At 69.4% G+C, this 15,020-nt stretch carries 15 protein-coding genes; 14 read left to right on the top strand and 1 reads right to left on the bottom strand.

The window, feature by feature from the left end:
• Position 1: 1 nt before the first annotated feature.
• From ABDZ66_RS07605 to ABDZ66_RS07555, 11 genes are all read left to right on the top strand, one after another.
• Positions 2–1,288, top strand: a complete 1,287-nt coding sequence (locus ABDZ66_RS07605; RefSeq protein WP_343757469.1) for a hypothetical protein — start codon at positions 2–4, stop codon at positions 1,286–1,288.
• A 70-nt stretch (positions 1,289–1,358) separates the two neighbouring features.
• Positions 1,359–1,733, top strand: a complete 375-nt coding sequence (locus ABDZ66_RS07600) for a hypothetical protein (protein ID WP_343757468.1) — start codon at positions 1,359–1,361, stop codon at positions 1,731–1,733.
• 72 nt (positions 1,734–1,805) lie between these two features.
• On the top strand, positions 1,806–3,011 hold the full coding sequence (locus ABDZ66_RS07595; RefSeq protein WP_343757467.1) for a phage major capsid protein: 1,206 nt from the start codon (positions 1,806–1,808) through the stop codon (positions 3,009–3,011).
• 68 nt (positions 3,012–3,079) lie between these two features.
• Positions 3,080–3,655 carry a hypothetical protein gene (locus tag ABDZ66_RS07590; RefSeq protein WP_343757466.1) on the top strand — a complete coding sequence of 192 codons (576 nt, stop codon included), beginning with the start codon at positions 3,080–3,082 and terminating at the stop codon, positions 3,653–3,655.
• A gap of 3 nt (positions 3,656–3,658) precedes the next feature.
• Entirely contained in the window at positions 3,659–4,075 is a 417-nt protein-coding gene (locus ABDZ66_RS07585) for a hypothetical protein (protein ID WP_343757465.1), read from the top strand.
• Positions 4,072–4,446: a hypothetical protein gene (locus ABDZ66_RS07580; protein ID WP_343757464.1), complete on the top strand. Its 375-nt coding sequence runs from the start codon at positions 4,072–4,074 to the stop codon at positions 4,444–4,446. Before ABDZ66_RS07585 ends, ABDZ66_RS07580 begins: the two co-directional genes overlap by 4 nt.
• Positions 4,443–4,883 (top strand): hypothetical protein, encoded by a 441-nt coding sequence (locus ABDZ66_RS07575; protein WP_343757463.1) that lies wholly within the window; start codon positions 4,443–4,445, stop codon positions 4,881–4,883. The genes ABDZ66_RS07580 and ABDZ66_RS07575 overlap by 4 nt, the downstream gene beginning before the upstream one ends.
• A gap of 3 nt (positions 4,884–4,886) precedes the next feature.
• Complete coding sequence (locus tag ABDZ66_RS07570) at positions 4,887–5,717, top strand: hypothetical protein (protein ID WP_343757461.1); 831 nt, start codon at positions 4,887–4,889, stop codon at positions 5,715–5,717.
• An 83-nt stretch (positions 5,718–5,800) separates the two neighbouring features.
• A complete protein-coding gene (locus ABDZ66_RS07565) occupies positions 5,801–6,175 on the top strand; it encodes a protein kinase family protein (protein ID WP_343757460.1) in 375 nt (124 codons plus the stop codon).
• Positions 6,176–6,180: 5 nt separating this feature from the next.
• Positions 6,181–6,516, top strand: a complete 336-nt coding sequence (locus ABDZ66_RS07560) for a hypothetical protein (protein ID WP_343757459.1) — start codon at positions 6,181–6,183, stop codon at positions 6,514–6,516.
• A gap of 7 nt (positions 6,517–6,523) precedes the next feature.
• A complete protein-coding gene (locus tag ABDZ66_RS07555) occupies positions 6,524–6,997 on the top strand; it encodes a hypothetical protein (RefSeq protein WP_343757458.1) in 474 nt (157 codons plus the stop codon).
• Between the two features lie 3 nt (positions 6,998–7,000).
• On the opposite strand, the gene ABDZ66_RS07550 is transcribed toward ABDZ66_RS07555, so the two are convergent.
• Positions 7,001–7,324, bottom strand: coding sequence for a hypothetical protein (locus ABDZ66_RS07550; RefSeq protein ID WP_343757457.1), 324 nt, complete (start codon positions 7,322–7,324; stop codon positions 7,001–7,003).
• A gap of 89 nt (positions 7,325–7,413) precedes the next feature.
• Here ABDZ66_RS07550 and ABDZ66_RS07545 point away from each other — a divergent pair, with 89 nt between their 5' ends.
• From ABDZ66_RS07545 to ABDZ66_RS07535, 3 genes are read left to right on the top strand one after another with little or no spacing between them, the layout of a single operon-like run.
• Complete coding sequence (locus ABDZ66_RS07545; protein WP_343757456.1) at positions 7,414–14,235, top strand: phage tail tape measure protein; 6,822 nt, start codon at positions 7,414–7,416, stop codon at positions 14,233–14,235.
• Positions 14,235–14,675, top strand: coding sequence for a hypothetical protein (locus ABDZ66_RS07540; protein ID WP_343757454.1), 441 nt, complete (start codon positions 14,235–14,237; stop codon positions 14,673–14,675). Before ABDZ66_RS07545 ends, ABDZ66_RS07540 begins: the two co-directional genes overlap by 1 nt.
• Positions 14,672–15,019 carry a hypothetical protein gene (locus ABDZ66_RS07535; protein ID WP_343757453.1) on the top strand — a complete coding sequence of 116 codons (348 nt, stop codon included), beginning with the start codon at positions 14,672–14,674 and terminating at the stop codon, positions 15,017–15,019. The genes ABDZ66_RS07540 and ABDZ66_RS07535 overlap by 4 nt, the downstream gene beginning before the upstream one ends.
• Position 15,020 lies beyond the last annotated feature (1 nt).

Below are 15,020 nucleotides of genomic sequence, written 5' to 3'. Positions count from 1 at the left end.
CATGCCCAATCACATGAACCGCTCGCCCTGCCCGCCCACCCGCCTCCGCCTGCAGGAGAGCGCCACGAGTGACCGCCCGCAGCGCCTCACGGAACACCTGGGGCCTGACCGGGGCAACGCCACGCTGCGCGAGGAGAAGCGCAACGGCGAGACCGTCACCCTCGTGGACGTCACGGTGGCCACCGCCGGCCGCGTCAACCGCAACCGCCGCTACTACAGCCGCGAAGTCTGGGCCGGTGCGGTCGCCGCCGCGCAGGACGACATTGCCGCCGGGCGCTTCTGGGGCCTGCTGGAACACCCCAAGGACTCCTGGGATGACTGGGACCCGCTCAAGGGTCGCCTGGAAACCATCTGGGTGATCTACGAGCAGCTCGTCATGGAGGGCGACGTGGTCAAGGCCACGGGCGTCCTGATCGACGATCACGCCGCCGGGCAGACCATGCGGGCGTTGCTCAAGAAGAAAGTCGCCGTGGGCATCAGCAGCAACGGCACCGGCAGCGCCCAGTACATCCCCGCCAAGGAAATCCCAGGCTTGGAGGACGCCCCCAACCCCGACGAACTCATCTGCGTGATCCAGCCGGACTTCCGGCTGCTCACCATTGACGCCGTCTCCGACCCTTCCGACCTGTCCGGCGTGGCCCGGCAGAAGGAAACCCACCGCCCGAAGGAGGGCACCATGCACCCCAAACTGAAAGCGCTGTTCGAACGCTTCCCCGGCCTGAGCCTCGACCAGATCAAGGCCCAGCACCAGACCGAGTACAAGGCCGCGATGCTCGCCGTGGCGGAAGACGTGGCCCGTGAGCAGGCCGCGCCGCCCGCCACGCCCCCCACACCCGTGAACGTGCCGGCCGCCCCGGCCGCTCCGGCCAGCCAGGTCGAGACCACCCTGGAGCGCTCGGTGCTGTCCCTCACGACCGAGCTGCAGCGCGAGCGGCGCGAGAAGGTCATCGAGAAACGCACCAACATCGCCATCACGGCGCTGGAAAGCGCTCAGCTGCCCAAGGCCCCCAAGGTCAAGGACATCGACCTCGACGCGCGCTTCCGTGAATCTCTGATCGCCGCCGCGACCGCCGCCGAAAGCGACGACGAGGCCCGCGACCTCGTGGCCAGCATGATCGACGAACGCCGCGCGCTGATGCAGGGCTCCGCGCAGGAAGGCGCGCGCGGCCGCGCGCCCAGCGGCGTCCCCCTGCCCAGCGGCAACAACAGCCGCAGCGAAGGCAACCGCCCGGCGGACGACCCCAAGCGCCGCATGGAAAGCGTGCGCTCCCACGCGGGCCTGATCTGACCGCAGGCTCCGGCCACCGCTCTCACCGCCCGCCCTGTTCGCCTGGGCGGGCGCGTCCCTGGAGGCGAACATGAAGAACCTGAAAAACCTCGCGTACACCGGTGGCGCCGTCACCCTCGCCCTGATGGTCCCGGACGGCACGAAAAGCGGCGACATCGTCAAGCTCGGCAACGCCGGGTTCTACGGCATCGCCCAGACGGACCGCGTCAACGCCGACATGGCCAAGACCGGCAAGCACCCGCAGGGCCTGATCGAAGGGCAGGCCAGTACCTTCCTGCCCGGCATCGTCATGACGGTCACCGCGCCCGCCGCCGACATCGCCGCCATTGCCGCGTTCGGGAAGGTGGACTTCGACACGGCCACCAAAAAGTACATCGCCCCGGCCGGCGCGGCGTTCATCGGGTACAAGATCAACGCCAACACCATCGGCCTGCGCGCCAACTGATCCAGCGCCCCTCCGCCCCCACAGGCCCGCCCGACAGGTGCGGGTCTGCTCTCATTGCCCTGAAGGAGCACCATGAGCATCAAAGACATCCGCCACGAGCTGGAGCGCGCCGCTGACCGCAACATCATCCCCGAGCACCGCGTCATTCCCCTGACGCTCCTGACCGTGCTCGAAGCGGGCCAGCAGGCCTTCCACAAGGCGTACTACGGCGAGATCCTCACCAAGGAAATCGCGAACGTCCGCGCGATGGAGCACACGGCGCGCGAACTGGCGCTCACCAAGGTCGAGCACACCATTCAGGACCTGACCCGCGTGCGCAAGATGCACCAGGAGACCCTGACCACCAGCGACTTCCCGCTGGCCCTGGCTCAGGCGCGTGACATGGCGCAGCGGGACGCGTACGCTCTGCCGGAAAGCGACCTGATCCAGTTCGTGTCCCGCCGCCCCGCGCAGAACTTCAAACCGCTGAACGCCACCCGCCCCGGCGTCCTGAGCCACCGCTTCGCGCCCATCCGCCCCGAAGCGACGAACATCGAGTACGCGAACTTCTTCCAGACGGACGAAGGGTACACAGTGTCCGACGTGGCGCTGGGCCTGAACTTCACGTGGGAAATGTACGTGAACGACGACATGAGCGCGTTCACGCAGGCCGCCGCCGCGCTGGGTGTCACGTTCCGCCAGACCCGCGCGTTCACCATCCTCGACGTGATCCTCCGGAAGGCGGAACGCATTCCCCTGGTGGACGGTGACCTGGGGCCCACGAGCAGCAACCTGGACGCGATCGCCGAGTGGATGTCCCGCCGCGTAGATCCCGTCACCGGCCGCCGCGTGGCGCGCAAGCCCTCAGACCTGTTCGTGGGTACGAAGTGGGAGCGCCTGGCGCGCCGCAGTATGGAAGGCGAGTACCTCGTGCCGACCGGCGGGGCTGCCGGCGCCCTGGCGATGCGCGACCCGCGCAACCCCGTGTACCAGATGTCGAAGGTGCACGTCGAGGACATGATCGCCGACGCGCTGGAAGAGTTTCCCGACCGCTACGCCAGCCGAGGCCTGAGCCCGGACGACTACATCGTCATGGCGAACGGCGCGCAGAAACCCATCGAACTGGCCACCCTGAAAGGCTACGAGGGCGGCCCGAAGACGTTCACGCGCATGGTCAACGTGGACGAAACCGATCTGGAAGGCGATTTCGAGAACCGCGGCTTCGCGCTGAAGGTTCACGACGTGATCGGCGCTGACCTCCGCGACCCGTACGCCCTGGCGATCGCTGCCGGCGACTGATCTGCAACCTCTCTTCTTCTCGCTGTCTTGACCCCTGGCCCCAGGGTATGGGGCCACCCAGGAGCACCATGAAGAACCTCATCACCCCCACCGGCCTGTACATCGGCGGTCAGTGGCTGCAACCCGGCGACGTCGTGCCCGGCAACGTGGCGGACTTCGATTACGAGAAGGCCGCGCGCAAGGGCATGCTGAAAGACACCGAAGGGGCGGAAATCCGCAACGTCCAGCCGGGCGAACAGACCACCCCGGCGACCGCTCCGGCCACGGCTCCCGCGCCCGCCCAGGGTGAGCAGACGTACACCGCCGAGGAGTTCGGTCGCGTGCAGCGGGACCGCGACGAGCTGCACCGGGCGCTGACCACGGCGCAGCAGGCACTCCGCGAGACGGAAGCCCAGCTGACCCAGGCGCGCGCCGCCGCTGCGGATCCGGCAGACGTGGCGGCCCTGACCGAGTACCGCGAAGTGGTGGGCGAGCTGCTGCCCACCACGTTCCCCAGCCGTAAGGTGCTGTTCGACAACGGGTACTACACCCTCGACAGCGTCCGTTACGCCGACGACGAGACCCTGAAGGACCTCAGCGGCATCGGCGACAGCCGCCTCGCCGAGATCCGCAAGCTCGCCCCCCTCACCGTCAACGAGGAGTGACCCGTGACCGCTCCGGAGCCTGACGTGCTGCCCCAGGAGGTGCAGGACGAACTGGAAGTCATGGTCGGCCCGGACGCCTGGGCGTACCACGCGGCGCTCCAGACCGGGCAGGTAAATGTGGTGCGCGCCTACCGCGTGCGCCGCAGTGTCCGGCTGGTCGCGGCGGACGTCCTGACGGCCGCAGCCGCTGCCGCGCAGGACACCCCGGACGGGGACGGCACTCCGAAAGTCAAGCGGTTCAAGGTGGACGGGTTCGAGGAGGAATACTTCGCCAACACTTCGAAGACCGCCGCTGCCGCCGCCCGCTGGCTGGCACTGGCCGACACGCTGCGCCAGGAGGTCGCCACGCAGCCCATGAGCCTGGGGGCGTTCCTTCCCAGCGTGGACGGCTGGGGCGTGGACTGGGACGGGTACGAATGAGCCGCGTCGACGCAATCCGGGCGCGGGCGCAGTCCAGGCTGCGCGCCAACGCGGACGTGATCTACCGGCATCAGGGCACGTTCACGCGGGAGCAGAACGGCCGGACGCGCGAGTACCTGTGCCGGTTCAGCGTCCAGGACCCCGTGAAAGGCAGCCGGGATCAGGTGGCCGCTGCCGAGGCCTTCGCCACGGCGGCGGGGGCGGCGTTCCGGGACGTGCGGGTCCTGACCGTCCACCCGGACGACGCCCGCCCACCCGAAGGCGCGGTCCTCGCAGACCCCTGGGACGGCGGCCGCTTGGAGGTCCGCAGCTGGTCCCAGCCGAGCGACTTCACCGGGCAGGCCATCGCCCTGTGCCTCCTGAGGCGGTGACGGGAATGCTCGACGATCTCGCCCGCCGCCTGAAGGCCGCCCTACCCGGCACGGTGCCCGTGCTGCCGCCCGAGGAGTTCCTGGTACCCGCCGAGTGGGAACAGGAGGACGCCACCGGCACCCTCGTCCTGAACGGGGAGCGCGGCCTGCACGTCTACCTGCGGCAGAAAGCCCCGGGCGGGTACGTGCAGCTGCACGACCTGCAACCCGTCGGCACCACGTCCGGGGTGTTCGACGAGCACTGGGCCACCATCGACACCATCGCCCCCACCGAACAGGCCGCGAGCGCCCTCGCGCGGCTCGTCCGGCAAGCCATTGGCGGCACCCCCCGCACGGGCGGACCCATCCGCCTGATCGTCCCGCCCCGCACCGAACGCCACGGTACCAGCGTCCGGATCACCCAGCAGTTCAGCGTGCGCAGCGCGCACCCGAGGTAACCCATGAACACGAACCTGAAACGCAACCCCGACGTGCTCAGCAGCGAGAAGATCATCACCGCCGGCCGCGAAATCCACGGCATCCGCAAGGGCGACGGCGGGAAGTTCACGGACTTCGGCGTGATCGAAAGCGTCACCCCCAGCCGCGAGGACACCAAGAAAACCCTCAAAGGCAACCGCAAGGGCCGCACGAAAACCTACAAGGAAGTCCTCGACGAGAGCACCTTCAAGCTCACCTTCCAGACCAGCGCCACCGGCGACAGCGCCGTGCGCGAGTGGTACCTCGGCACGCAGGCCATCGTCACGCCCGCCGACGCCAGCGCCTTCCAGAGCACCCACGCCTACGCCACCGGCGACCTCGTCGAAGCGGGCGGCCGCCTGTACCGCGTGACCGTCCCCGGCGAAAGTGCCGCCGCCGCGCCCGCCTGGCCCACCCAGAAGGGCCTGACGGTCACCAGCGGCACGGCCAGCTTCGTGGACGCCGGCACCACCGACGAGAACGCCGTCCTGGCCTACAGCAACGACGGCAGCATCGGCGAAGGCGCGTTCATCGTCGTCCTGAGCACCGAGGAAGGAGACGGCAGCCGCAGCCTCATCCGCGTCTTCCCGAACGCGAACGTCCAGGGCACGCAAGAAGTGACCATCCAGGACTTTGACGGGTACGAGTTCGAGATGACCAGCACCACCAACCTCGGCTGGGTGCCGCCCGCCGTCCTCGGCGACTTCGGCACGGCCAAACCCGACGGCGTCGTGTACGACGTGCCGAATGCCCGCGTGGAAGAAATCGTGAACCTGATCGCCACCAGCCTCGTGCAGTACGTCCAGGGCACCTAACCCCCGCCAACGCGGCCGCCCGGTTCGGTTGAGCCGGGCGGCGTCCTCCTGCCAACACGAGACGCATCCTTTCAAGGAGATTCATGAGTCCCTACCAGAAAACCGTGCCCCTCCGTTCCGGCGTCACCGTGACCGTTCAGGCGTGGGCGTTCGCGGACATGGCCGCCCGCAGCGCCGAGTTCATGGGCATGCTCGAAAGCTTCACCGCCCGCATCAAGGGAGAGGTCACAGACCTGCCGGACGTGGACGCCCTGCGCCTGATGGAACGCACCGTACGCTTCAGCCTGCACCGCCCGGAAGACCATGAACTGCTGCGCGCCTGCGACCTGCCGGACCTCGTTGAGGCCATCTGGGAAGTGAACGGCCTGGGTGATCTGGTGGGAAAGTTCCTGAGGCTGAGGCTGGCTGCGCACCAGCGGCAGGAGGCGGCGCTGAGCAGTCCCCCACCCGGGACCTGATCCAAATGGCCCTGGCGTACCTGCCCTGGTCAGAGGTGCAGGCCACGCCGCCCGCCGCGCTGCGTGACCGCATTGCCGCGCTGCAGCGCCTGCACTTCGCGAACCGCGCCGATTACCTGGAAGACCGGGCCGCGTCGAACGAAATCAACCGCGGGCAACAGGTGGAGGGGGCCATGCCCGCCGACACCCGATCCTGGCGCGTGGTGGACCGGCCGTACGAACAGCACCTGTGGCGCCTGCGGCGCTTGGGCGACGGCCTGCCCGTCACGGAACGCCCGGACGAAGCCCGGCGCAGGAAACAACTCGAAAACCGCCGACTGGCCAGTGAACTGCTGAGGTGACCCCCGCATGAAAGTGAAAGTGGAACGTGCCCGCCGGGACCTGTGGCGCCGGCGGGCACGCGAGATCAGCCGCGCTCTTCCCGCGCTCGCCGCGCAGGGCGCCCGCACTGGCCTGCTGCACGCCCAGCGCGGCGCCATGGCCAACGTCTACTCGACGGAACCCGGTCAGTACGAACGGACCCGGGAACTGCTCCGCGGGATCTACGCCGACTCGAACGCCAACGCGTCCTCTCTGGGCATCGTGGTGGGCGACCGGGCCAACCACGCGAGTTTCGTGGAGCTCGGGACTGGCCCGTACGCGCTCAGCGAGGAGCAGCGGCAGGTTCACCTGAACACCCTGCCGCGCGGGGGCCTGCTGCGCCTCGGCCGCAGCGGCAAGGCGTACCTCCTGCCAGGACCGTTCATCGGACCGGCCATCACCTACGCCCGGACCCTCACGCGCGAGCGCCTGAACGCCGTGATGGCCGACGCCTGGCAGTGACCCTCAGGGACCGATCTTCCCTGCCGCGTCCCCGACGACCAGTTGCGGCGCGGCGTCCTCGCCCCGGATCAGGCAGAACACCCGGTTGGTGTCAGTTCCGGTCGCCGTCGTCATCCAGGTCCAGCCGTCCCCGGTCTTGATGGGCGCTGCGTCCCCACGGAGGGTCACCACGCCCAGCCGCTCCTTAATCGCCGCTGCGCAACGCGCCTCGACCGCCTGCGCCTGCCGCGCCGGACGCCCCACGTTCTCGCGGCTGATCCACCACGCTCCCGTGCCGGAAGTCAGCAGCGCGAACGCCAGGAGCCCGCACCCGACATCACTTCTCATTCCACGTCTCGCCGCAGGGGTCCGGAGATCACTCACGCACCCACCCTAGCCCACCACGCCGGGCCGGCGAGGCGCAAAGGACGACACCCATGGCCGACTACACCGACCGCGCGCTGCTGGACATCAGCGACGTGCTGAAAAAAGCCGATCTCGTCGAAGAGCGCCTCAAGAAGGCCTTCGCCATTCAGACCGGTACGCCCATCCAAGTGCCGGCCCTGCGCGTAAACGGCAGTGGCGGCCGTCAGCTGAGCGAACTGGACGATCAGGTCAGGACGCTGGGACAGACCGTCCGCGCCACCCGGAACGCCTGGCAGACGCAGGTGCTCACGGACGACGAGACGGCCACGTCAGCCCGGCGGTTACGGGACGAGCTGCTGAAACTCGCCACTGCGGAGGACGCCAGCATCGACACGGTCCTGAGCGCCACGGCCGCCGCCGCGCAGGCCCAGCGGACCATGGATCAGGCGCGGGGGGAGGTCACGAAGGGCGGGTTCGCGTTCAACACCAGCGTCGGCATCATCGACGCGCTCGGCAACCTGGGCGGCCCGGCCGGAGCGGCGGCCAGCACGGTCGGGCAGTTCGTGATCGACGGTCTCTCCCGCGCCATGACGCGCGGGCGGCCGCAAGTGGCGGACGATTCCGAGGCGCTCTCCGACGAGATCGTCTCCACCTTGAAAAAACGCCTGCGCATCCAGAGTCCGTCACGGGTCATGGAAGAAATCGGGCAGTTCATCATGGAAGGCCTCCTGTCCGGCTTCAAGAACCGCCAGGACGCCCTGCTGGCAGCGGTTCGCGGCATCGGCCACAGCGTCCCCAACGCCTTCGCTCAGGCCGCCGGCGCGCCGGCCAGTGCTGACGCGCTGGCCGCGCCGCTGCTTCTGGGACTGGAAGGCAGCCTCGGCGACGTGCCGGACCTGTTCAGCAAGGCGTTCGCCGCAGCCAGGCCCGCCGCAACGGCCGCAGTCAGTGACGTGACCGCCGACGTGGAGGCCGCCCTCAACATCGCCCCGGCCTTCGAGGGCTTGTCCGCCGGGTTCGAGAAGGCCAGTGCCAAACTGACCGAACTGCCCGCAGCGGCCGCCGCCGCTACCACCGCCACAGGCGCAGCGGGCGCCGCCGCCGCCACGGCCGGCGACGACGCGGCGGCGGCCGGGAACGGCTTCGATCAGCTGGCCGGCATTCTCGGCGTCACGGCGGCCGGCGTGACGGCCCTGACGGCCGCCCTGGCCGTGGCCGTGCCGAAAGCCGCCGAGTTCCAGAAGGGCCTGGCGGCGATCGGCACGGAAAGCGACCTGACCGAAGCGCAACTGACCGAACTGGGTGCCGGACTGCTTGAAATTGCGCCCGGCGTCGGTAAAAGCGCGCAGGAACTCGTCAAGGCCAGTTACGACGTGGTCGGCGCCGGCGTGGAAGGCGCCACCAGCATCGCGAAAATCAACGACCTGACCCGCACCAGCGCCAAGGCGGCCAGCGCCGGCCTGACCGACGTGAAAGTCGCTGCGGACGTGATCACCAGCGCCCTGAACGCCTACGGCCTGTCCGTCGAGAACGCGCAGCACGTCAGTGACGTGTTCTTCAAGACCACCTCGGTCGGGAAAATCACCTTCGGGCAGATCGCCTCCTCGATGGGCGAGGTGTTCCCGAAGGCGAAGACCCTCGGTGTCTCACTGGAGGAACTGTCGGCCAGCGCGGCCGCCCTGACGGCCAGCGGCGTGCCCGCCGAGCAGGCCGTGACCGGCATCTCGGCCGCACTCGATAACGTCCTGAAGCCCAGCGCCGAAGCGAAGGAGCTCGCCAAGGAACTGGGCCTGAACTTCAACGCGGCCGCCCTGCAAGGGCAGGGCTGGGCGGCCTTCCTGAACAGCGTGGCCGCGGCCACCAACGGGAACGCGGCGCTGCTCGGCCAACTGTTCGGTTCCACGGAAGCCGTGAACGCCATCTTCACCCTGACCGGCACGGACGGAGGCCCCCGCTTCGCGAAAGCCCTCGATCAGATCCGGCAATCAGCCGGCGCGACAGACGAGGCCTTCGAGAAACAGCGGAAAACCTTCGGGTTCGCGCAGCAGGAGTACGCGGCCGCCGCAGAGGCGTTTCAGATCGAGTTCGGCCTGAAATTCCTGCCGGTCCTGACGGACCTCACCCGCGGCACCTCCGACCTCATCGCGAACCTCGACAAGCTGGGCCAGAACGGCGCGGTGCAGTTCGCGCTGGTGGCCGGAGGGGCTGGGCTGGCCGCAACGGCCGTCCTGAAGCTCTCGGCGGCGCTCAAGGCCGCGGCCGTCAGTTCCGCTCTCCTGCAGGCCGTTCAGACGGCAGGCGGCTGGAAGGCGTTCCTGACGGGAACAGCCGCCGCCACGGGCGGCCTGACCCGCTTCGCCAGTGCCATTCCCGGCAGCTTCCTCCCTCAGGTGGGACAGGCGGGCGCGTTGCTGACCCGGTTCAATGGCGGCCTGGTGAACATCGTAACGAAGCTCGGCGTGTTCGGGCAGGCTGGCCTGATTGCCGGAGCGGCGTTCGCCGGCTGGAAGATCGGCGAATGGATCAACAACCTGAAGCTTTTCGGGGACGCCACCACCACAGTTGGAGACAAGGTGCAGGACTTCCTCGCCGTTCAGCTGTACGGCGCCGACCCGAAACTCATCCGTGAAGCGCGGGAGGCCGAGGAAGCGCAGCAGCAGAAGGCGCTGGCCACTCACGACGCCACGGACGCCACCCTGGAAGCCGGGATTGCCGAACGCAAGGCAGCGGACGGGCTCGCCAAAGCCAACGCCGCCCGCGTCGCCAGCCTGGAAGTCATCCGGCAGCAGGGTCTCGCCCTGAAAGACCTGACCCGGGAACTGGAGGACCGGAAAGTCAACCTGAAACTGGAAGGCCAGACGGAACTGGCCCGGGAACTCGGCAAACTCGGGGAGGCCTTCGACGACCTGCTCGTCAAGTTCAAGGCGCCCTTCCAGCTGCCGTCCGGGAAACTCGACACCGCCAAGGCCGACTACCAGACCGGCCGGGCGGCCCTGGACGCGCAACGGGAAGCGGAAGTCACCGCCGTCATCACCCGCGAGCTCGACCGGCAGGGCCAGGAGCGCCTGCGGCTGGAGCGTGAAGTGCAGGCCACGAAGAACAGCCTCATCCAGGACGAGACGGCGCGGCGCCGCGCGGAACTCGACCAGCAAGTCGAGGACGTCAAGGCCGCCTACGCCCAGCAGCTGGCGGTGGCCCGCGGGAACGCGGCCCTGCCGGGCCTGACGGCCACACAGAAAAGCGACCTTCTGCAGGAAGTCACGCGCCTGGAGACGTTGCAGAGCGCGGCAGTCGCGGGTGTCCGGGAGAAAGCCCGTCAGGAGACCGCCCGCCTGACTGACGACCGGCTGCGGCAGGTACAGGTGGCGCTCAGCGGCGAACTGGACGCGCAGGTGCGGTCGAACGCCGCGGCCCTGAGTGAACTGGAGCGTCAGCGGGACCGTGAGCTGGCCGTGACCGGCGACGCGGCTGAGCAGAAACTGGCCATTGAGCAGCGGTATGCCGCCCAGGTGCTGCGCCTGCAGGAGAACGAGGCGCGCCTGGCCGGTCAACGTCAGCGGGCGCAGCTGCTTCAGGCATTGAACGTGCAGCTGAAAGACGCGCTGGGCGCTGGCGCCCAGCGTCAGCAGCTGGAGGGGGCCGCCCGGCGCACCTACCTGCTGGAACTCGAGGCGCTGGAAACGTCGGAGCGTACGGACCGGGACCGTCGCGTCCTGGCCGCCGAGGAGCGTATTCAGACGCAGCGGCTCGCCCTCTACAGGCGCGCCCTGGCGCAACGATTGCAGGCGCTGGACACCGCGACAGGCGCGGAAATCGCCACCCTTCAGCGGACGCTGCAGGTGGAGCGCGCCCAGGCGGCAGCGGCCGGCAATGGCCCGCAGGTGGACGCCATTGACGGCGCCCTGGCGGACCTCTCGAGGCAGGGGCTGGGTAACCTGAAGGCGTTCAAGGTCGCGCTCGGGGACACGCGGACCACGGTGGCCGGACTGCGCCGGGACCTGAACACCCTGAACCAGACACCGCTGGAGGCCGCTGTCCGCAGCGCCGTTGCGCCGGTGGACGCGGCGCTCCAGAGTGCCCTGAGGCAGCTCGGGGCACTGCGATCGGCGTACCGGAATGTCGTGGCGCCCACGGCCGTCCAGGCCGGCCTGTTCCGGGCACAGGAGGCGCAGCTAACTGGAATCGTTGCGGAGGCCACTGCGCAGCGCACGAAGCTCAAGGTCGACGCGGAGGCCCGATTCAGGCAGGAGGTCCTGAAAAGCGAGCAGGCGCGCGGGGAAGCGGAAGTCCGCCTGGCCGAACGGCTGGCGCGGACCGACGCGGACCTCGCGGCCGTGCGGGCCGGGAACCTGCGGAACCTGCTGGGCAGCCTCTCGCAGCTTGACGCGCGGATCAACAGCAGCACCGGCGACATCGACCGGAACGCCCTGGTTGCCGAGCGGGCCTCCCTGTACGGGCAGATCCTTGACCTGCAGGAAACCATGGACCGCGCCCCCCTTGACGCGGAAGCCCGGCGCCTGAGTACCCTCAAAGTCGAGCGGGACCAGCAACTTGAACTCGCCGGACTGGCCGACAACAGCGTGGTCACCGGCAAGGCCGCGCTGGAGCAGGCGCGGCAGGATCTCGCGCTGGCCGAACAGAGACTCGCCGTGGCCCGCACCTCCGCTCAGTACGACGAGGCAGCCACCGGGCGGGCCTCGGCCATCACAGCCGTCTCGCAGGCCCAGCGGGCACTCTCGCAGGCGCGACTGGCGGACGAGGACCGCCGCCTCAGCGCCCTGCAAGCCCAAGTGAAAGCCGAGGCGGACCTGAGTGGCCTGAGCAGTGACGCGGTGGCCAGCAAGCGGCTGGAACTGGCCTTCACCGTCCAGAATCTCCGGGAAACCGAGCGGCGCACCGGGCAGGCGCAGGAACTCCTCCTCACCGACGAGCAACTGACCGCCCTGCAGGAACGCCGCACGCAGCTGCTCACGCAGCAGGCCACCCAGGCACGCGAGCTGGCCCGCCTTCAGGTGGACGCCCTGCGCGCCCAGGTGGACTTCAGCGAGGCTGCCACGCGCAGCGCCCTGACCCGCAGCCGCGCCGCCGGGGATCAGGTGGCGCTGGCCCGGGTGGATCTGGCCGCCACGCGGGAACGGCTGCGCCTGAACGGGCAGGAACAGGCCGCTGCCGCCGCGCAGAACCTCAGCGACGGTGAGCGGCTCGACCTCCAAAAGACCCAGCTGGACCTGCTCGCGCAGGAAGCGGAGGGTGTCAAGAAACTGGCCGCCGCCGAGCGCGCCCGAGTGGAACTCCAGCGCGCCCTGCGGGACGCACTGGACAGCCTGCAGACGGCCGCGCAGGGCCAGGGTGGCGACACCGGACTGACCCGCACTCAGGCGCAGCTGACCCGCACCCAACTGAAGCTCCGTGAGGCCGAAGCCGACGCCGACTCTCTCCTGCTGACCCTCGAACGGACCGGCGGGGCGCTGGGCTGGGAGGAGGCCGAGCAGGGCCGCGCCCGCGTGGACGCCCTGACGGGCGCGATCAGCGAGTACCGCGCCAGCCTGAACGCCGTCGCGGACGCCTACGACGAACAGATCAGCGGCCTGGACAGCGTCATTGACGCCACCAGTCGCCTGAGCGACCTCTCCCGCGCCGGCGACACCTCCGACCGCACCGCCGCCGCCTTCACCCTTCAGGTGGCAGAAACCCGCCGCCAACAGGCCCTGGCCGACACCAACCGCCTCCTTTCCGATCAGTCCGCCACGTACGAGCAGATCGCCGCGGCCGCCGGGCGGGTCGCGCAGACCGAACAGGACCGCGCGACAACCCTGAACGCCACCGTGCAGTCCCTCGGCGAGGACTTCCTGAAACGGGTCGCCCAGGACCCGAACGCCAACTCCAATCAACTCGCGGACGCGCTGCGGCAGGCGGGCGTGGACTCCACGAGGCGCATCGACCTCATCAACCGGCTGCGGCGCGGCGAGAAGGACGCTCTGAAGGATGTGCAGACCGTCATCTCCGACGAGGCCGGGCGGCAGCTCGACCAACTGCGGCAGCGTGCACTGAAAGGCCTGGGGGAGATCGAGCAGCTGCGCGCCCAGTCCTTCCAGGCCCGCGCGGACGCCGCCCGGCAGTTCGATGAATACGCCCGGCTCAGCAGCGCCGTGCGCATCGCGGACGCCGGTTTCAACGAACTGGAAGCCACGCAGCTTGCCGCCGTCACCAGGCAGGAGGAACTCCAGCAGCTCATCGCCAAGACCAGCGCCGTCAACCCGAACGCCATCAGGCGGAACGAGGCGCAGCGCACCCTGAAAGCCGAGAACGACGCCCTGGCCCTCCAGGCCCGGCTGCGGCTGAACCTCGCGGACGTCACGAAGGTCACGCGCGGCGACGTAGCCGACCAGCGCGACATCAACCGCGAGATCCAGAAGGCCGTTGCCCTGGCCAGCGATCCCGGCCTGCAGGCCGCTCAGGTCAAGGCCGACACCGCCCGGCAGACGGCCGTACTCAAGGCCCTCGCACCCCTCCAGCAGCAACTCGATCAGGAACGGGCCGCAGCCACCGCGAAGTTCACGCAGGCCGCCCTGAACGCCGTGACCCTGCCGGACTTCACCGCTCAGGCCGCGCAGGCGGGCGCGGGGGCCGGTCAGGCGTTCGTGGACTCGTTCCTCGCCCGCCTGACCGCCGGACTGAGCCGCCCGGTCAGCGTGGCCGTCACGGGCCGTCTGCCAGGGGGCAGCAGCGACCTGAACGGCGCGCGGACCATCACGAACACCTTCAACTTCATCACGCACGTGGGCGGGAAGTCCGTGCCCACCTCCCAGGAGATGATCGCCATCGCAGAACGTGTCTTCACCCAGAAAGTCAATTCCGCCGTGACGGTCCGCGCCTGGACGGGCGGCTGCTGATGCCGTGGCAGGACCGTTACCTGACCGTCGCGGGCGTCGCCTTCAGCGGGACCAACTGGGACGGCGTGCCCAACCCCCGCAGCGGGTACGTCCGCGCCACGCCCGAACGGGACCTCACGCTCCTCGCGCTGGCCAGCGGCATCAGCGTCGCGCAACTCCCTCCAGGCGTGCAGGTCACCCGCCTCAGCATCGCCGGCGGTGAGGACGTCGTCATCCCCAACGCGCAGGCCGACGCCCTGCGCAACCTGCTGCCCGGGCAGCGCGTCACGATCAGCGAGAACTACACACTCAGCACCGGCCGCGTGTGGGTGAACGCCATCGTCACCAACCCCTTCGACACCACCCTGCACGCCGTGGACACCGGACCGGACGGGGTGCCCACCGAGCAGTACTTCACCTACAGCGGCTTCGAGGCCGTGATCATCGGGAGGCCCACATGAAACAACTCCAGCTGCGACTGCCGGACGGCACCCCCGCGCCCGCCACGGACTTCGGCAGCGTTCCCCCCGGCACCTCCACGCCCACCCGCGAGCTGCGGCTCGTGAACACCGGCGACGAACCCATCACGAGTATTGAGGCGCTGGTCGTGAATGACAGTCTCTCCGACGGCGAGTACCGCGTCAGTCTGAACGGCGTGCCCCTCACCGGCGAGTGGCAGCCCATTCTGTCAGCCCCTCTCCCGCCCGGCGCGTTCCTGACCGCGCAGGAGTCCTGGACCACGCCGGGCGGCGTCACCACGACCGGCGCGGATCACGGGCAGCTGCGCGTCCGGTACGCCCAGTAAC

Origin of the sequence: Deinococcus depolymerans (assembly GCF_039522025.1) — a bacterium.
Lineage (GTDB): Bacteria > Deinococcota > Deinococci > Deinococcales > Deinococcaceae > Deinococcus > Deinococcus depolymerans.
The sequence above is the reverse complement of the archived record's forward strand: the minus strand, read 5'-3'. Positions and strand labels throughout refer to the sequence as shown.